Origin of the sequence: Edwardsiella piscicida, assembly GCF_021733145.1 — a bacterium.
Classification (GTDB): domain Bacteria; phylum Pseudomonadota; class Gammaproteobacteria; order Enterobacterales; family Enterobacteriaceae; genus Edwardsiella; species Edwardsiella piscicida.
Window position 1 is genome coordinate 1,377,191 of the sequence record NZ_CP090968.1, and the last position, 17,521, is coordinate 1,394,711.

Annotated in this window: 18 protein-coding genes and 1 tRNA gene; 7 read left to right on the forward strand and 12 right to left on the reverse strand. The window is 59.3% G+C overall.

The genetic code is table 11. The features are described from left to right. Window positions 1-29: 29 nt before the first annotated feature. A complete protein-coding gene (locus L1P05_RS06205; protein WP_172454880.1) occupies window positions 30-1,778 on the reverse strand; it encodes an AAA family ATPase in 1,749 nt (582 codons plus the stop codon). Between the two features lie 204 nt (window positions 1,779-1,982). Between L1P05_RS06205 and matP the strand changes: the two genes are divergently transcribed. Next, window positions 1,983-2,441 (forward strand): macrodomain Ter protein MatP, encoded by a 459-nt coding sequence (gene matP, locus L1P05_RS06210; RefSeq protein ID WP_012848125.1) that lies wholly within the window; start codon window positions 1,983-1,985, stop codon window positions 2,439-2,441. Window positions 2,442-2,817: 376 nt separating this feature from the next. Here matP and ompA read toward each other — a convergent pair whose 3' ends face one another. Then, the gene (ompA, locus tag L1P05_RS06215; RefSeq protein WP_012848126.1) at window positions 2,818-3,873 is read right to left on the reverse strand and encodes a porin OmpA; all 1,056 of its coding nucleotides are present in this window, start codon (window positions 3,871-3,873) and stop codon (window positions 2,818-2,820) included. Window positions 3,874-4,233: 360 nt separating this feature from the next. Continuing rightward, window positions 4,234-4,746: an SOS-induced cell division inhibitor SulA gene (gene sulA / locus L1P05_RS06220; protein WP_249975182.1), complete on the reverse strand. Its 513-nt coding sequence runs from the start codon at window positions 4,744-4,746 to the stop codon at window positions 4,234-4,236. A 215-nt stretch (window positions 4,747-4,961) separates the two neighbouring features. Here sulA and L1P05_RS06225 point away from each other — a divergent pair, with 215 nt between their 5' ends. Continuing rightward, on the forward strand, window positions 4,962-5,585 hold the full coding sequence (locus L1P05_RS06225; protein ID WP_012848129.1) for a TfoX/Sxy family protein: 624 nt from the start codon (window positions 4,962-4,964) through the stop codon (window positions 5,583-5,585). A 26-nt stretch (window positions 5,586-5,611) separates the two neighbouring features. Here the strand turns inward: L1P05_RS06225 and yccS are convergent, their stop codons facing one another. Beyond that, window positions 5,612-7,753 carry a YccS family putative transporter gene (gene yccS / locus L1P05_RS06230; RefSeq protein WP_012848130.1) on the reverse strand — a complete coding sequence of 714 codons (2,142 nt, stop codon included), beginning with the start codon at window positions 7,751-7,753 and terminating at the stop codon, window positions 5,612-5,614. 12 nt (window positions 7,754-7,765) lie between these two features. Beyond that, the gene (locus L1P05_RS06235) at window positions 7,766-8,212 is read right to left on the reverse strand and encodes a YccF domain-containing protein (protein WP_012848131.1); all 447 of its coding nucleotides are present in this window, start codon (window positions 8,210-8,212) and stop codon (window positions 7,766-7,768) included. A gap of 221 nt (window positions 8,213-8,433) precedes the next feature. Between L1P05_RS06235 and helD the strand changes: the two genes are divergently transcribed. Further along, window positions 8,434-10,488 (forward strand): DNA helicase IV, encoded by a 2,055-nt coding sequence (gene helD, locus L1P05_RS06240; protein ID WP_041692583.1) that lies wholly within the window; start codon window positions 8,434-8,436, stop codon window positions 10,486-10,488. Between the two features lie 45 nt (window positions 10,489-10,533). Here the strand turns inward: helD and L1P05_RS06245 are convergent, their stop codons facing one another. Further along, the gene (locus L1P05_RS06245; RefSeq protein WP_012848134.1) at window positions 10,534-10,992 is read right to left on the reverse strand and encodes a methylglyoxal synthase; all 459 of its coding nucleotides are present in this window, start codon (window positions 10,990-10,992) and stop codon (window positions 10,534-10,536) included. Window positions 10,993-11,240: 248 nt separating this feature from the next. After that, window positions 11,241-11,726, reverse strand: coding sequence for a YccT family protein (locus tag L1P05_RS06250; protein ID WP_012848135.1), 486 nt, complete (start codon window positions 11,724-11,726; stop codon window positions 11,241-11,243). Window positions 11,727-11,917: 191 nt separating this feature from the next. Here L1P05_RS06250 and L1P05_RS06255 point away from each other — a divergent pair, with 191 nt between their 5' ends. Beyond that, window positions 11,918-12,337, forward strand: a complete 420-nt coding sequence (locus L1P05_RS06255) for a CoA-binding protein (protein WP_012848136.1) — start codon at window positions 11,918-11,920, stop codon at window positions 12,335-12,337. A gap of 37 nt (window positions 12,338-12,374) precedes the next feature. Here L1P05_RS06255 and hspQ read toward each other — a convergent pair whose 3' ends face one another. Both hspQ and rlmI read right to left on the reverse strand, forming a co-directional pair. Continuing rightward, window positions 12,375-12,695 (reverse strand): heat shock protein HspQ, encoded by a 321-nt coding sequence (hspQ, locus tag L1P05_RS06260; RefSeq protein WP_012848137.1) that lies wholly within the window; start codon window positions 12,693-12,695, stop codon window positions 12,375-12,377. Window positions 12,696-12,813: 118 nt separating this feature from the next. Next, window positions 12,814-13,998: a 23S rRNA (cytosine(1962)-C(5))-methyltransferase RlmI gene (gene rlmI, locus L1P05_RS06265; protein ID WP_172454882.1), complete on the reverse strand. Its 1,185-nt coding sequence runs from the start codon at window positions 13,996-13,998 to the stop codon at window positions 12,814-12,816. Window positions 13,999-14,174: 176 nt separating this feature from the next. On the opposite strand from rlmI, the gene yccX reads away from it, so the two are divergent. After that, window positions 14,175-14,453 (forward strand): acylphosphatase, encoded by a 279-nt coding sequence (gene yccX, locus L1P05_RS06270; RefSeq protein ID WP_034168138.1) that lies wholly within the window; start codon window positions 14,175-14,177, stop codon window positions 14,451-14,453. Between the two features lie 26 nt (window positions 14,454-14,479). On the opposite strand, the gene tusE is transcribed toward yccX, so the two are convergent. Together tusE and yccA are read right to left on the reverse strand one after the other, a co-directional pair. Beyond that, window positions 14,480-14,809 (reverse strand): sulfurtransferase TusE, encoded by a 330-nt coding sequence (tusE, locus tag L1P05_RS06275; RefSeq protein ID WP_012848140.1) that lies wholly within the window; start codon window positions 14,807-14,809, stop codon window positions 14,480-14,482. Between the two features lie 125 nt (window positions 14,810-14,934). After that, a complete protein-coding gene (gene yccA, locus L1P05_RS06280; RefSeq protein ID WP_012848141.1) occupies window positions 14,935-15,597 on the reverse strand; it encodes an FtsH protease modulator YccA in 663 nt (220 codons plus the stop codon). A gap of 38 nt (window positions 15,598-15,635) precedes the next feature. Here yccA and L1P05_RS06285 point away from each other — a divergent pair, with 38 nt between their 5' ends. Together L1P05_RS06285 and L1P05_RS06290 are read left to right on the forward strand one after the other, a co-directional pair. After that, window positions 15,636-15,950, forward strand: coding sequence for a hypothetical protein (locus tag L1P05_RS06285; RefSeq protein WP_129985649.1), 315 nt, complete (start codon window positions 15,636-15,638; stop codon window positions 15,948-15,950). After that, window positions 15,914-16,001, forward strand: a tRNA-Ser gene (locus L1P05_RS06290). Before L1P05_RS06285 ends, L1P05_RS06290 begins: the two co-directional genes overlap by 37 nt. A gap of 717 nt (window positions 16,002-16,718) precedes the next feature. On the opposite strand, the gene L1P05_RS06300 is transcribed toward L1P05_RS06290, so the two are convergent. After that, on the reverse strand, window positions 16,719-17,513 hold the full coding sequence (locus L1P05_RS06300; protein ID WP_012848142.1) for an SGNH/GDSL hydrolase family protein: 795 nt from the start codon (window positions 17,511-17,513) through the stop codon (window positions 16,719-16,721). Window positions 17,514-17,521: the final 8 nt, after the last annotated feature.

Below are 17,521 nucleotides of genomic sequence, written 5' to 3' on the forward strand. Positions count from 1 at the left end.
GCTAACAGGTGTACGCTGAACAAGTCCGATCAGCCACGGTTAAACCAGTTTAACCAGCGTATCGGCCAGGGCAGCATGCGCCGATCCAGCAGTGGGCTGGCGGCGGCGATACGCGCCTGGATAGTCCCCAGCAGGCTGGGGCCGTTTTCGCTGATATAGGCGACGCCGGTCAGCAGCGGCAGCGCGTCCTCGGCGTTCTCTACCGCCCAGAGATGGAATGTTCCGGCCTTGACGGCCTCAACGACGTCATCGCGCAGGCACAGGTGGCGTACGTTGGTGGTGGGGATGATAACCCCTTGTTTACCGGTCAGCCCCCGACGCTGGCAGGCCTCAAAGAAACCTTCGATCTTCTCGTTAACGCCGCCGATGGGCTGGACGTGACCGAACTGATCGACGGAGCCGGTGACGGCGATCTGCTGGTTGATCGGCGCCATGGCCAGGGCGCTGATCAGGGCACAGAGCTCGGCCAGCGAGGCGCTGTCGCCGTCGACTTCGCCATAGGACTGTTCGAACACCAGCGATGCGGAGAAGGGCAGCTGCTGATCCAGCTCCAGCTCGGAGATCAGGAAGGCCTGCATGATCATCATGCCCTTGGCGTGCAGATTACCGCCCAGCTCGGCCTTGCGCTCGACGTCGGTAAACTCACCGTCGCCCTGATAGACCACGCAGCTGATGCGCGAGGGTTCACCGAAGAGCAGGGGATGTCCCGGGTATTCCAGCACGGACAGGCCGTTGATTTGGCCGATCGCGGCCCCTTCGGTATCGATCAGCAACTGGCCGACTTCGATTTCGTCGTGCATGCGCTCCGACAGATAGCTTTCACGCCAGAGACGGGCCTCCTGCGCCTGCCGCAGCGCATCGGCGTTGATATGCGGATCGGCATACAGCGCGGCTTCGCGCAGCAGGCGTCCCAGCATCACCGGATTGAGCGGTAGCAGATTCTGATCGCCGCTGTAGCGCACGGCGCTGCGGACCAGCGACGGCCAGGCATCCGGCGTGATGGACGGCAGCCGCTGCTGAGCCGCCAGCGTCGATACCAGCGCGCACCAGCGCTGCATATCGTCGCTGTCCACCAGCGGCATGTCGACCTCAAACTCGCCGTACAGGGCGCTCTCATACAGCTCCGGCTCCATCTCCTGAAAGTCGGCCAGCCCTTCCCGGTCGCTGACCAGCAGGACCTTCAGCTGTAGCGGCATATCGGGGATCGGCTGCGGCAGCGGACGGCTTTCATCCGGTGCAAACCACTGGAAACGCCCGGTGGTGACGAACTGCTTCAGGCGCACCCACAGCAGCGGCTGCGTCAGCAGTGTACGCAGCGACAGGATCAGCACCCCGCCGTTGGCCTGGTGCACGAGGCCCGGCTGCAGCAGGAGCCCGCTGTTGCCCTGGCGCACGGTCCCCAGCAGCTGTTCACCCTCAAACCATTCGGCGCACGCCACCCGCTGCGTCGCCGCCAGGTTATCCTCTGGCTTCTCTGCGGGGGTGACGCTGATCTGCTCAGGCGTGATGTGATACCGGCTGCCGTGGAGGCCGCCCGCGGGGAGCAGGGTCTCTACGGCACGCTGCAGGATCGTTAGGTGTTCAAAGTCGGTCTCTGCCTTGACCAGCATAAACGGGCTGGGGGCATGGGCATGGCAAAAGTGTGCCAGGCTGTTCTCCAGACGCGGCTGATATTCGGCAAAGGTGATCGCCGACAGCGCGGCAGCACTGCTGAACACAGAGGTATAGGGAGTTGTATCGGGCAGTAGCGATTGCCACTCAAGTCGGTAGTTGCTCAACGTTGTCAAATCATCGTTAGTCGGAAAAAAACAATTATACAAGAATCCGCCTGACTGCACAGGAAACTCGGTCCGATGAGCGGATGGATTGTGGCCTGCGTCGTTAAGTGACGTTTTTTTGCGCTTTACGCGGATTTTTAGACGGCAAAAGTGCTAAAAATTGTTATCCTTAGAGATAAGTTACCGTGTCACTGGCAGACAGATATGAAATATCAACAGCTTGAAAATCTGGAGTGTGGCTGGAAGTGGAAATACCTGGTGAAAAAACACCGGGAAGGGGAGCCGATCACCCGCTATCAGGAGCTCAGTCAGGCCCAGCAGGCGGTGGAGCTGCTGCTGCGTCTGGAGCATGAGCCGGTAAAGGTGCTGCCCTGGATCCGCGAACATATGGATCCGGCGCTGGGTAACCGCATGAAGCAGACTATTCGCGCCCGACGTAAACGCCATTTTAACGCTGAAAATCAGCATACCCGTAAGAAGTCCATCGATCTTGAGTTTTTGGTCTGGCAGCGTTTGGCTGCGCTAGCGCAGCGGCGGGGCGCGACCCTGTCCGATACCATCGTTCAGCTTATCGAGGATGCGGAGCGTAAAGAGCTGTATGCCAGTCAGATGAGTTCGCTAAAGCAGGATCTGCAGGCATTTTTACACAGTGAACGGGATTAATACCTATTTATACCGAATAGCCCGCGCTGCGCTTACCCTGAACATTATATAAAGTAATGTTTTTCTGATATTGGTGTTTTATTTTTTCTTCATATATTCCTAAAAAGTAGAAATAGCACGTCCGATCAAACTAAAAAGAATAATCCACGTTTATCAAAGGCTCTTGCTCGCTGAATTTCTTTTTCTGTTAAGCGGCGTGGTTCAGTGATACCGCGCCGTCGTTCAGCGCTGAGCGGGCGAAATGAGAAAATACCAAAAGCACCGTGGCGCTATTTAGGGTGAGACGACCCTCGGCTATTTCTATCGATGCGAACTTTCCCCATCGGCAGGTATAAAAAAACCCCGCGGAGCGGGGTTTTGAATGAAAGGGAAGAACTTAAGCCTGCGGCTGAGAAACTTCTTCTTTGATGCCTTTCACTTCGATAACAACGCGACGATCCGGTGCCAGGCAGTTGATCAGGGCAGCACGCGGCTTCACGTTATCACAGGTTGAACCGGTAACCGGATCAGCTTTACCCATACCACGGGCAGCGATCTTGTCTGCCGGGATACCTTTAGATACCAGGTAGTCAACCACGGTCTGAGCACGTTGCTTAGACAGCTTCAGGTTGTACTGATCGGAACCGATGCGGTCGGTGTAGCCCAGAACGACGACAGAACCGTCTTTCGGATCCATGCTGCTCAGCTGGCTGTACAGCTGATCCAGCGCCTGACGGCCTTCGGCTTTCAGGGTGTATTTGTTGAAGTTGAACAGAACGTCAGACTTCAGGGTGAAACGCTTGGTTTCAACGACCGGAGCCGGAGCCGGAGCCGGGATCGGTGCCGGAGCTGCGACTTCATCCTGACCGAAGCGGTATACAACGCCCAGGCTCAGCATGGTGTTGTCCGGACGTGCGCCGGTTTCGCTGCGGGTGCCAACCTTGTTGACATACTGATAGTCCAGACGGGTAGCCCAGTCTTTGTTCAGTGCGTACTCAACGCCGATAGCGGCCAGCGGAGATACGCCGGTGTCGTGGCTTGAAGTATAGTCGCCGCCGTCTGCTGCGCCGTGGATATCAGAACGCCATACCATGCCGCCCAGGCGGGTGTATACGTCCAGATCGTCCATCAGCGGGTAGCTCAGTTTGGCAGCCAGCTGTACGCCCTGTGACTTGAATTTGGCATTCACGTCACCGGTGTAGCCCATGCGGCCCAGCCAGTCGTAGCCCATTTCGAAGCCCAGGTACGGGTTGGCTTGGTAACCGAAGAAAGCACCGGCGCCCAGCTGATTCGGATGGGACTTGGTTGTACCCATGTCTTCAAAGCTGTTGCTGATAAAGTGGGACCAGCCCAGTTTACCACCGACGTACCAGGTGTCGTCTTTCGGAGCTGCCTGAGCTACGGTAGCGAAACCTGCCAGTGCCACTGCTAATGCGATCGCTGTTTTTTTCATTTTGCGCCTCGTTATCATCCAAATAGGCAATGAGCTATAACTATAGCTCTTGGTTTAATACCTTTTATACGGCTGTCGCTCGGTTTATTACGCTGTTAGCCAGGTAACAATTATAGATATCTCGGACAGCCGCTGCGATAACAAGTCTACAACGAGATTAGAAACTTACAAGTACGATGTGATTATGCTCACCAAAAAAAAGAGTGTCGTCTACGTTTTGGTAAACAGGTGGTGTTTTTTTGCGCGCAACTGAAATGGTTTTCAGCCAGTCTAACCGCTTAACCGGTGGGGATTTCCCCATTATGAATAACCTATTTTCATATTATGAACGCATCCGCGTTGGATTTATCCTAAAGTGATTTAATGGTAACGCGCTGATCCGCGATTTGCGGCATGGGCCTGAGGCGGTGCCGCCGCGGCCAATTTACCCTCCTGCGGCTGCATCAGCAGTCCGATGCTGCGACCGGCCTGCGCCGCGCGGTTGAGTCGCAGCCGTTCGGCGGCCGTCAGCGGCGGCAGCCATCCGAGTACAACGCTGTAGTTTCCGCTGCGCAGCGCCTGCTCCATCGCATAGATCGCTTCTCCCGCCTCTGCGCGTCTCAGCTGCATCACTTTATGAACCGGAACGCCGCAGGCGGACAGCCAGCGCTTGCTGGGTTTGTGCTGGGCGGTGATCCACAGCTGCCAGCGGGACTGCTCCCCCAGCTGGCGCAGTAACGGAGGCAACAGCAGCGACAGCAGCGGCTGTTGGGCGCCATATCCCAGCTCGCTGACAAAACCGCTTTGCGGCACCGTGGGCGCGCTCTGGCAAGCGGGGCGGCTGAATACGACGCTGTCTGTAGCAGGATGCAACGGGGATGTACGCATAGTCATGTTCTCGTTCCGTATACTGTATGCTTATACAGTAATTCTACCCTGTCCGAAGATCAACCTGTTTTTTTGAATACACTTCGCATTTATCGGATGTAAGGCATGGCGTCGCTCTGTTGCGTATTGGGTGTTGCGGTTGAATTGGTTATGTTGCTAATGGTTGTCCGCAGCGATCTGGTGACAGCTCATTGATTACAATGATTATTAAGGAGACATACATGAATGGACTACAGGGTGAAAAATGCCGGGTGGCGGAGTCCCTGTTTGCGGCGCTGGGGCGGGTCTTGCTGCGCTCTCAGTTCGGCGGCCAGGGCGTATGGTGTGACGGGGTGATGTTTGCCCTGATCGCGGAGGGGGAGCTCTATCTCCGAGCCCGCGATGCACAGGGGCGCCACTGTGAAGACTGCGGAATGCAGCCGTTTATCTACACGAAGCGCGGTTTTCCGGTGCGGTTGGGCTACTATCGGGTCGAGGCGGCCATATGGCAACAGCCCCAGCGCCTGGCTACCCTGCTGCGGCGTTCGCTGCAGCAGGCGCGCAGCGACAACGATATCCGCCTGGCGGCGATGCGGCGGCTGCACACTCGCCCGAATATCTCGATCAATATGGAGCGGCGGCTGTATCGGATCGGCATTCGGTCGCTGGCCGATTTGGAGCGCGTCGGGGCGACCCAGGCCTTCAGCCAGCTAAAGGAGGCGAATCATCAGGTGGGGGATCGGGTGCTATTCGATCTGGAGGCGGCGGTGCAGGGATGTCATAGTGCGGTGCTGCCGCGCCCGGTGAGCGAGGCGCTGCGCCAGTGGCTGCAGGGGAACGCGCACCGCTGGCGCTACAAAAAGTAGTCGCCGCGGCGGCGCGCGCTCAGCGGCTATGCCAAAGAGGCCTTGAGGCGGGTCAGCTCGGGCAGCAGCTCCAGCATCAGGCTGATCTGCTGCAGCACCAGCTGTCCGGCGCTGTCGCTGGGGAGATTGACCGTCAGCAGGCGCTGCTGCAGCTGCTCGATAGCCCGCTGGGTGCGACGAATGACCTCGTCATCCTGATAGTTAAGCGCATCGTCCATATAGCAGACGGCATCATTGAGCAGCGCCAGGGTGACGGGGTCGTCCAGGCGCTGGCGGTGGGCACCCAGCGCGGAGATGTAGCTTAACAGGGTGTGATTGAGGCAGAGCAGGCGAAAGGCCGCCTCTTGGGACTGCGCCGAATGGCGCGGCTCCAGCGACATATTGGAGACGACGGAGGCCAGCTCTGCGTCGCAGTTGTGTGCATCGCGGCGGGCGATACGGTACGCCAGCGCATTGGATTTCCCCTGGTGGTACTGCACTAAAATGGCATCCAGGTAGCGGCAGTCTGCGTTCAGAGTGCGAGCGATCACCGCCGGGATCTGGCGGAAGTGCCAGTCAGGCCAGATGAATGTCACGGCAGCCCAGGCGATGGCGCAGCCCAGCAGGGTATCGAACACGCGCGGCCCCGCAACCTCAAACCCTTCGCCCAGCAGGTTGAAGCACAGCAGAACCAAGAGCGTGATGAACATGGTGGCATGGGCGTACTGCACGTTGCGAAAGGCGAAAAACAGCACGCCGCTGATCACGATCAGCAGCAGCTGTCCCTCCAGCGAGGGGACAAAATAGAGCACCGGCAGACCGATCAGGATGCCGGCCAGCGTGCCGACGATCCGCAGCCACAGGCGACGTTTGGTGGCATGGTAGTTTGGCTGGCAGACAAAGAGGCTGGTGAGCATGATCCAGTAGCCGTGCTGCATGCCGGTGAACTGAATAAAGGCGTAGCCAACCACCAGCACCAGCGCCATGCGCACCGCGTGACGGAACAGCGCGGACTGGGGCGTCAGCTGGCAGCGGATACGCTGCAGCATGTCATGCCAGCCGGTAATGCGATCCTCGGCGAGGGTGCTCTCCTCCTCGCGGGTCTCCTCCAGGGTCTGCTCCGACTCGATATTGGCCAACTGAGCATCGATAGCGCGCAGGTTAATCAGCAGGTTGAACAGCGACTTGACCAACGTATGCTGGCGACCATGGCGGGTGGCGATGCGCTCCAGCGTGGATTCCAGGTGGCAAAAGGCCCGTTCGAAGCGGGGATCGTGCTGATAGTGCTGCATCAGGATCAGGCTCTGAGAGAGCTGTGCGCAGGCGCGGGCCTGTAGCATCAACAGGCGCTGAAAGCGGAACAGCACATCACTGTAGCGGAACATATCGCTCAGTTGCCGGTACTGAAAGTGCGAGGAGCTGGCGCGCTCATGGATATCCTGCGCCACAAAGTAGTAGTGCATCATCCGGCGGGTGCTGCGCTGACCGCGATCGCCGCGCAGGCGCGTCAGCAGCGTCAGCTTGGTCTGATTGAGGGTGGTGACTAGATTACTGTTGGCCATCGCCACGTCGATCAGCGGCTGATTCAGATCCTCTTCCTGATCCGGGTCAAACAGGTTGGACTTGGCATCCAGATAGACGGCCAGCTGGCTGTAGCTGCGCGCGAGTCCCTCCTGTACCGGGCGAATGGGAAAAAGCAGGTGGACGATCAGCGTCAGCAGGTTATACCAGACGGCGCCCAGCAGCAGCAGCAGCGGCTGCTGATACCAGAACTGGTACATGGATGTTCCCAGCATGGTATAGATGGCGATCAGCAGCGCGCCGAAGGCGATGGTCGCGTAGCGCTGCCCCAGCGCGCCCAGCAAAATAAAGCCCACTGTCGATAGCATCAGGCCACCGGCAAACAGCCAGGGATAGGGAAACAGCAGCTCAATGGAGGCGGAGGCGATAAAAAAGCAGACCAGGGTGATCAGCAGGTTGCGCAGGCGGCCCACCAGACGATCGTCGAGATCCGTCAGCGCGGCGGCCACGACCCCCAGCGTGAGGGGAATGGTCAGCCGCGGCTGGTGCAATAGCCAGGGAACCCCGGCGGCGCCCGCCAGGGCAATAAATATACGCAGGTTATACAGCAGAGCGCTGTTATAGGCATAGCGGCGCAGGCTGGGCGCAAACGTGACAAAAACGGACATGGCGCAGCGGGCTTATTGAAAGCGGCGGCGCGCGTTAGCCTGGCGCATTTCCTGCGCGACCTCAATCGGAACGACGCGACGCCCGACCGGCCACAGGGCGATGGCTGCGATCTTAAAATTGGCAATCCCGACCGGAATGCCGATAAGGGTCACGCACTGCAAAATGCCGGCCGCGATATGGCTCAGGCACAGCCACCAGCCAAACAGAACCAGCCAAATCACGTTCAGCAGCGTCCCCCCGGCGCTCAGTAGGCCGTTTTTGCGCTCCGGGTAGAGATCGTCGACGTGCACGGCCTCATTGCCATAGGGAATGAAGGAGAGCTTGGTTATCTCCCAGCAGGAGCGGGTCAGCGGCAGGGTGACGATGAGCAGGGCGCTGACGACGGTAGCCAGCAGCCAGCCCAGGGTAGTAATAAAGCCGCCTAGCACAAAATTCAGAATATTCAGTACGGTTCTCATTAGGGTTAACTCATTATGACACTGGCTATAATTATATGCAGTTTACCCTGTTTTTCCGGCGGCAGGAACGTGGCGCATTGCGTTTTGGCCGCGTTGCTCCGCAGACAGGGGGCGTCGGCCCGGCGCGACGGTGAGTACAATTGTGGGAGCGCGCCTAGAGGCGTCGTCGATTCATGGGTAAACTGGTCGATATTATGGAATCAACGCAGGTAGAAAACGGCATGGAACTTAGGGCCACCAAGCTGGGACAGCGTCTGGCGCAGCATCCGTATAACCGGGTGCGCCTGCTGAACGCCGGCATTGAGGTCAGCGGAGAGCGGCACCAGTATCTGATCCCGTTTAACCAACTGATGGCGCTACGCTGCAAGCGGGGATTGGTATGGGGGGAGCTGGAGTTTGAGCTGCCTGATCAGCGGGTGGTCCGCCTGCATGGCACGGATTGGCAGGAGACACAGCGGTTTCATCAGCAGCTGATGCAAAGCTGGGACGCGTGGAGCGAGTCGATGGCGCAGATCAGCGCCGAGGTGCTTCAGGCTCAGTGTCAAGGGCTACAGGCGCTGGCGCAGCGCGATGGCTGGCTGACGCGCGCCGATCTGACGTCCCTGGTGCAGGAGATCGACCGCACGCTGCAGGCGCTGCCGCTGCCGGTGCAGCGGCTAGAGGCGTTTCCGGTCTGTGCTCCGCTGTACCACGACTGTGTGGCGTGGCGCGATGAGGGCGAACAGCGCCGTCAGCAGCACAACCGCCGCTGGAGTCAACGGGTGCTGAGCGAGCGGGCGGATTTTTTTGCCGAGGCCATGCCGTCGCCGCTCAATGACAGTCAGGCGCTGGCGGTGGTCAACGGCGAACAGAATGTGCTGGTGCTGGCCGGCGCCGGCAGCGGCAAGACCAGCGTCCTACTGGCGCGCTGCGCCTGGCTGCTGCAGGGCGGGCAGACCGACGCCGAGCAGATATTGCCGCTGGCCTTTGGCCGCCGGGCGGCGCAGGAGATGACGCAGCGGCTGCGGCAGACGCCGGGCTGCGCAGAGGTACAGGCCAGAACTTTTCATGGGCTGGCGCTGTATATTGTTAATCAGACGGCCCGACGACCGGTGGCCATTTCACGCCTGGCGAGCGATCGCGAGGCGCGCGACGCGTTTCTGCTCGCCGAGTGGCAGCGTCAGTGCGCAGAGAAGAAAAGCCAGGCCAACGGGTGGCGCCAGTGGCTGACGCTGCTGTTCGACGCGCTCCCTGAGCGGGAGGACTTTTGGCAGGATACCGCGCTGCAGGCGCGTCTGGCGCCCCGCCTCGCGTACTGGATCGGGCTGCTGCGCGAGCACGGCGGCAGCCAGGCGGCGATGGTCGAACAGGCGTCGGAGGCGCTACGAGCGCCGTTTCAACAGCGTCTGCGCCTGTTGGCACCGCTGCTCAAGGCGTGGAAGGCGGCGCTGAAGCAGGAGGGGGCGCTGGATTTCCCGGCGCTGCTCCAGCAGGCGCAGGCGCAGCTGGAGAAGGGGCGTTTTATCAGCCCGTGGCGACATATTTTGGTGGACGAGTTTCAGGATATCTCGCCGCAGCGGGCGCGACTTTTGGCTGCGCTGCGCAGCCAGAACAGCCACAGCGCGCTGTTTGCCGTCGGGGATGATTGGCAGGCTATCTACCGTTTCAGCGGTGCCCAGCTGACGCTGACAACCGCCTTTCACCACTATTTTGGCGAGGGCGAGTGCTGCCGGCTGGATACCTCCTACCGATTTAATCGCCGCATTGGCGAGATCGCCAACGGTTTCGTACAGCAGAATCCACACCAGGCGAAGAAGACGCTCAACGCCCTGCGCGATGGCGATCGGCAGTCGGTCACCCTGCTGCCGCAGGACCAGTTGGAGGCGCTGCTCGATAAGCTGAGCGGCTATGTGCGTGCCGACGAGTCCATTCTGATCCTGGCGCGCTATCATCACCTGCGTCCGGCGCTGCTGGATCGCGCCGCGACGCGCTGGCCGGGGCTGGATCTTCACTTTATGACCCTGCACGGCAGCAAGGGGTGTCAGGCGGACTATGTGATCGTGCTGGGATTGCATGAGGGGCGGGATGGTTTCCCCGCGCCGGAGGCCCCCAGCGTGATCGAGGAGGTGCTGCTGCCCGCGGCGGAGCCGTTCCCCGATGCCGAAGAGCGGCGGCTGCTGTATGTGGCGCTGACCCGCGCCCGCCATCGGGTATGGCTGCTGCAGGATCCGCTGCGGCCCTCACGCTTTGTGGCCGCGCTGCAGCGCCTGGGCGCCGTCGCGCGACGTAAGGCGTAATTTCCGCAGCGTCGGGCGCTTGACGGCCCGCGCTGCGCAGCCGGATCAGATCAGGCGTTCGTTGAGATAGCGCTGATAGTCGGGAATGGCGATGCGCATCTCGCCGGCAAACATCGGCGAACTGATCAGGAAATCCGCCGTGGCGCGGTTGTTGGCCACCGGAATATTCCAGACGGTGGCCAGGCGCAGCAGCGCCTTCACGTCCGGATCGTGCGGGACGGCGTTGAGCGGATCCCAAAAAAATACCAGCATGTCGATTTTGCCTTCGGCGATCAGCGCGCCGACCTGCTGATCCCCGCCCATGGGGCCGCTCAGCATGCAGTGTACTGGGATCCCGGTAGCGCTGTGGATCAGGTTACCGGTGGTTCCGGTCGCATAGAGTTCGTGTTTGCTGAGCTGCGGCTGGTTGCTGCTGACCCACTCCAGCAGCGCCTGTTTGCGGTGATCGTGCGCGACCAGGGCGATGCGTTTACGGCTGGGGAGAGTTCGGGTGGTCATTTCCATGCTGTTGGCCTTTATCAGAAAAAGTAGTCTTATTGGCGGTGTTCCGCGGCGCGGGGCATTAACCCCGGCGGCGCGATGTCCCACGCGCTGCGCACACGGCGTTTGGCGCGTTGGCAGCGCTGTGTCGAGGCAGGGCGTAAGCCGCGATGAAACACGCGCGATACCCTATCAGGATATCGGCCGGAGCGCCGCGACGCGGCGCAAGAAAGGCACAATAAAGCGAAAGTGAACGGGCGGCGCCCGGCGGCTCAACGCGTGAGCGCAGGCAGGGCGGCGGCGGCGGCGCTGTGGTTATAGCGCTGCAACTGCTGACGGTAGTCGCCGGCGGGCGGCGAGCTGAGGACGTCCGCGCGGTACTCCAGCGGGATCCCGCGGTGGTTGAGCAGCTCAAAGTTCAGCGTTTGCTCCAGCTGGCGGATATCCCGATCGTCCCCGATGCGCGGCAGCTTGATAGTCACGGAGGTGGCGTCGCGGGTATCGAAGAGGGCGATCAGCGGAGCCGAGTAATGGGGCTCTCCGTTTGCCGTCAGCGGTTTGGCGACCCGAAACAGCATCTGGTGGATACCGGCGTCCAGCTCCAGGCTGTTGGCGCTTTTGAACAGCGCCGCAGGCAACGGCTGTCCGTCGATAGCCAGCAGTTCGACATCGCTGCCAAATTTCAGCGTGGTGGCTGACAGGGCGTGACAAAAGAGCAGCCCGCCGCAGCTTAGAGCCAGTAAAACACGTGATCGCATGGGGTCCTCAAATTTACTCAGGCGAAAGGCATGATGCCAACGGAGCCAATATTCGACGAGGTGTATCAAAACATTTCCCGTTAACATATTTTTACATTATAAGGGGCTTCACCGCGCTTCGTCAAAAAACCTTTCCCGTCGCCCGCGAGCGATCTACGCTGAGAATATCACTTTTTTCTGGGGAGTCCGCAATGGAAGATGAAACGATTAAGCTGATTTTACGCCGGGTGCATCACATCGCCTTGGTCGGCGCCAGCGACCGGCCAGAGCGGGCCAGCTATCGGGTGATGGCGTACCTGCTGGAGCAGGGGTATCGGGTAACGCCGGTCAGTCCAAAGCTGACGGGACAGACGCTGCTGGGGCAGAGGGTGTATGCCACGCTGGCGGATATTGCGGATCCCATCGATATGGTCGATGTGTTTCGCAACGCCGAGGCCGCCGTCTCGGTTGCCCAAGAGGCGATCGCCGTGGGGGCCGGCGTGCTGTGGCTACAGCTGGGGGTGATAAGCCCGCAGGCGCAGGCGCTGGCCCAGGCGGCGGGGATGCAGGTGGTGATGGACCACTGTCCGAAGATCGATATTCCGCGGCTGGGGATCGCGCGCGAGGCGTAAGGGGGAAATGGCCCCCGCCAAGGCGGGGGCGGCAGGCTTAGTTGCGCAGGCGAGGCGCCAGCAGCTGGGCCCGAATGGACTCCGCCAGATCGTCCATCGACGGCTGCTCTGGATGTGAGTCGCTGCTCTCGCCATCAAGCTGGGCCTCCGCCAGGTAGGTATGTACCGGCTGGCCCTGCTCATCCTCCATCACCACGTGATACCAAGGGGCGTGGCGCAGAACCTCGTTGGCGCCCAGATCATCGTCATCCGGGGCGTCATCCAGGGCATATTCGGGGTCAATATCTATCACTACGCCCAGCGAGCCTAACAGTTTGTGGCGGACCTGCTGCCCAATGCCAAATTTGCTGGTAATCATATGACCTCCTTTGCAACCGCTGCGTCTACTTTATCGGGGAAGACTCCGTGTAATATGCGGGTGGAAATGCCTGTTTCAAGTCTACGCTAGCCTATTGCCGTTCCGGTGCCGAGATCGTCTAGCGATCGCCCATGACCCGGCAGGCAAACCCTTTCAGGTACAGCCCCTCTGGGTAGGTGGCAATCACCGGGTGATCGGCGGCCTGACGGTACTGTTCTATAAATTGTATATCACGTCCGGCGTCGACGGCGGCGTCGGCCAAAATTTTCTGGAACAGGTCGGTCGGCATCAGCCCCGAACAGGAGAAGGTCAGCAAGATGCCGCCGGGGCGCAGCAGCTGCAGGGCCAGCATGTTGATATCTTTATAGCCGCGGCAGGCGCCGGCGAGCTGATTTTTGTTTTCAACAAACTTGGGCGGATCCATGACGATCAGATTGAAGGTTTTCCCTTCGTCACGGTAGCGGCGCAGCAGCTGGAAAACATCGTCGCGCAGGAAGTCGGCGCGCGCCAGATCCAGTCCGTTAAGCGCTACGTTCTGGCGGGCGATATCCAGCGCCGCCTGCGAAGTATCGACGCTGGTGACGTGGGCGCAGCCGCCCATCAGGGTCGAGACGGCGAAGGCACCGGTATAGGAGAAGCAGTTCAGCACATGCGCATCGCGGGCAAAGCGGCGGGCCGCCAGGCGGCTGTCGCGCTGATCAAGATAGAAGCCGGTCTTGTGGCCCCCCTTGATATCGACCAGGATCTGCATACCGTGTTCGCGGATAGGCAGCAGATCGGGCGGCAGGGCGCCGGATACCGGACCTTGCGCGAGGGGCAGCCCCTCTTTCTTGCGTACGGCCACATCGGAGCGATCGTAGATCGCGCACTGTGGGTAGAGGGCGTGCAGGGCGTCTAACAGCGTAGCGCGCTGGTATTCGGCGCCGGCGGAGAGCAGCTGCAGCACCAGCGTATCCTGAAAGCGATCGATAGTGATCCCCGGCATGCCATCGGACTCTCCGGCAATCAGGCGATAGCCGGTCAGATCATCGCGCTCGACCAGCCAGTCACGCCAGCGCTGAGCCTGCTGTAGACGGCGTTCGAAAAAGGCCCGATCGATGTTCTCATCCCGGTCAAAGCTCCAGACGCGGGCCCGGATCTGGGACTGGGGAGAGTAGGCGGCGCGGGCCAGCCACTTTCCCTGATGGTCGCAGACGTCCAGCGTTTCACCGCTGACGGCATTGCCTTCGATGCGCGCTACGGCGCCGGAAAAAATCCAGGGGTGGCGGCGGAGTAAGGACTTTTCGCGTCCTTTGGCGAGGATTAAACGGGCCAAGATTCACCTTCAATATACAGTTATGGAAGCGGCGGGCGGCTATCATAGCCGAATGTGGGCGGAGGCACTAGGCTATGTCCTGCCGCGGGATACGGCGCCGGCGATCTGCGCCGCGCGAATGCGCTATGATAGGGGGAAACGGTGTGGACAAGGGGGAGCGCGCAATGGGAAGAGAGTGTGTGGCAGCCTATGTCAGCGGGCGGGTGCAGGGCGTGGGATTTCGCTATGGCACCCAGCGTCAGGCGGTGGGGCTGGGGCTGACCGGCTATGCCCTCAACCTGGACGATGGCCGAGTCGAGGTGGTGGCCGAGGGTGACACGCAGGCGGTGGCGCAGCTGCTGCGCTGGCTGTCAGAAAGCGGTCCCCGCTATGCCCGGGTCGATCGGGTCGATACGGAACCGCGTCCCCTACAGCATTTTCAGCGTTTTGAGATCCGCTATTGAGGCCTCCGACGGCGGCGTCGCGAGGATTAAATGCACTTCACCGGCCTGGGTAGCCCGGCTATTTTGGTGGCCTGCTTCGCCGGCCCTTTGGGGAACAGGCGGTACAGATAGCGGCTGTTTCCCTTCTCCTCGCCGTATTTTTGCGTCATGGCCTTCACCAACATGCGGATCGCCGGTGACGTGTTGAAGGTTTGGTAAAACTCACGCACAAAGCGCACGACCTCCCAGTGCGCTTCGCTCAGGGTGATCCCCTCCTGCTGCGCCAGGATCTCGGCCAGCGCCTCGCTCCACTCCTGGCTATTGAGCAGATATCCCTGGGCGTCGGTTTCAATGCAACGGCCGTCAAACTCTAACATGGTAAATCATCCTAACAGGCAAACAACGCCGCTCAGTGTACCCTAAGGCCCGGCGGGCGCCAAACCACGCCAAAAAAAACGCCCCGCGGAAGCGGGGCGTAGAGATGGGGATATGGGGCGCGGACTCAGTTGCTGCGGGCGAATCCCAGCAGGCTGAGCAGGCTGATGAACAGGTTATACAGCGAGACATACAGCCCAACGGTGGCGCGGATGTAGTTGGTCTCTCCGCCGTGGATGATATTGCTGGTTTCCCACAGGATGGCGCCGGTAGAGAACAGGATAAACAGCGCGCTGATGGCTAAAGAGAGCGCCGGCAGCTGCAGGAACAGGTTCGCGACCACGGCCAGCAGCAGTACCACAAAACCGGCCATCATCATGCCGGAGAGGAAAGACATATCCTTACGGGTTGTCAGCACATAGGCGGAGCAGCAGAAGAAGACCAGGGCGGTACCCCCCAGGGCCAGCATGATCAGATCGCCTGCGCCGCTGGCGATAAAGCTGCTGAGGATCGGGCCAAGGGTATAGCCCATAAAGCCGGTCAGGGCGAATACGGCCAGCAGACCGGCCGGGCGATCGGCCAGCCGGTAGGTCAGAAACATCAGGCCATAAAAGCCGACCATCATCAGCAGCAGGCCCGGCGCCGGCAGCATCAGGACCGTGCTGACGGTGGCGGTTAAGGCGGAGAACGCCAGGGTCAGCGCCAGCAGAAAATAGGTATTGCGCAGGACTTTATGCGTACTGAGCAGTGAACTGCGCGCAGAGGTAGAGGAAACGACAATACGATCCATACGAAGATTCTCTCGTTGTGTTATAGGTATCGGATGAGATGACGCCAGCGCGACGGCGGCAAGACCTTGTTTTCCTGCCCAATGCGAATGGTATCCCTCAACCCAGACTAAAATATAATTATTGGAATAAAAAGCAGAAAGACGGTTTACCCATCTTTACGCTCGCTCGCCGCCGTTGCGGCGGTGTGATGCGCGCTTTTTATCCCGCGCTGCGCAAAAAGGGATCAAACGGCGCCGGTATTGCCGATTTTGGCAGCACTTGCACCGGGGTGGCCTTTACAAGCGGGGTGGCGCTGGATATAGTCTTCCCCGTCGCGGAGGAGTGGCTGAGTGGTTTAAGGCAGCGGTCTTGAAAACCGTCGAGTGTAACAGCTCCTAGAGTTCGAATCTCTACTCCTCCGCCAAAATTCAGGCCCGAGCTATTCATTAGCTTGGGCCTTTTTCATTTCTGTGTTTTTCAGTATGCCATCCAGTATGCCATCAGCGTCCGTCTTGTATGAGACACGATGATTTCTCCTCGGAGAGTATGGCGTGTTGTCTCCCCCTCTTATTTTGCTGCCATCATCTACCGATAGTGCTTTGCGACGATGCCATTTTTCCACCAGCTTGGGGCGCATTAAAAATGTGCGGCGGAGGTGGAAATGGATAGCAGAGTATTATCACCGTTCAATGACTGAAACAGCGATGTACCGGGGTAAACAGTCGTCGGAGGACCCACTGGCGCTGCGGGACTAGGGGGCAGGTGGCAAAGGCTTTGGTCATGGGGCGTGTATTGAACAAAATGATGAAGGCGGGCAGGCCGGAAAGCGAGCGTATTGCCTGAGAATCAGGTTAGCTGCGGGAAAGTGACTCAAAACCTGATTTATTTAACAAAACCGTGGTGACAGAAGGTATGCCTCATCGGGGGGCTGAGAAGCGGTATGAGGCCTTGGGCTTGCTGTATCCAGCCTGATAACAAGCCTGTTATCTCAGCAGGCGGCAAGGGCCGTCATAATATGATGGCCTTTCCCGTATTGATAGCCAGATTCATCTGGCCTGCCAGATCTTCGATGGTAGAGCCCGGCGATGCTGTTTTCAGGCGATCCACCAAGGATTGTGGGCCGGCAGCAGTATGGCCTGTTTTATTCTGTTTTGGATGAGGGGGGCGTTTGTTGAAAATGGCTGACGGTTTCCCAGGCGATCTGTTGTAACGCGTTGGCGGTAACCGGCGTCATATCGCTATCTATCGGCAGAGCACCGCCAACCGGTGATTGGTTATACAGTGTGGCAAAAAACACACAGGCGGTTAAATAGGTTCCGGCCATTGAGGGATGAACACCATCATGATAGTAGAGATTAATCTCCGGGTGTTGTTCCCGCGCTCTGGCAAAGGCCAGTCCGACAGGTGCAACATAGCCACCGGTTTTTTGTGCGATGGAGAGGTAGGCGTCAGCCAGTTTGGCAGTATCCTCGGGGGTGTCTCGCTTTGCCCATGTCATAAAATAGACCACTTTTGCACCGGCCTGATGCGCCATTCCGGCCATTTTAGTCGCCGCGGCGACAAAGTTTTCCCGGGTGCTCTCTTTCTTTGAGATGGTTTCTGTTGAATTACCTTGCAGGACAACTACATCCCATTTTTGTAGCTTATTTTGATAAGCTAGGTTATTGATTTGCCAGCTTAGCCGACCACTGGATATCGTAATTCCACGGTATTGATACCCCTGTGCATGGTGAGGGAATAATGACTTTGCTAGATCGCGTAGACGGGTATTAATGTTGTTATTATAAAACGTGAATGAATTACCATAGAGTGCGACAGACTTATTCTCCCCGTCCATTTTAGCATAGGGTGATAAAGCCAGTAAGGTATCTGCATGGGCATATATACTGCTGAGCAGTACCATCAGGCCTGTGATTAAGCGTAGTGTTTTTTTCATCGCTCCTC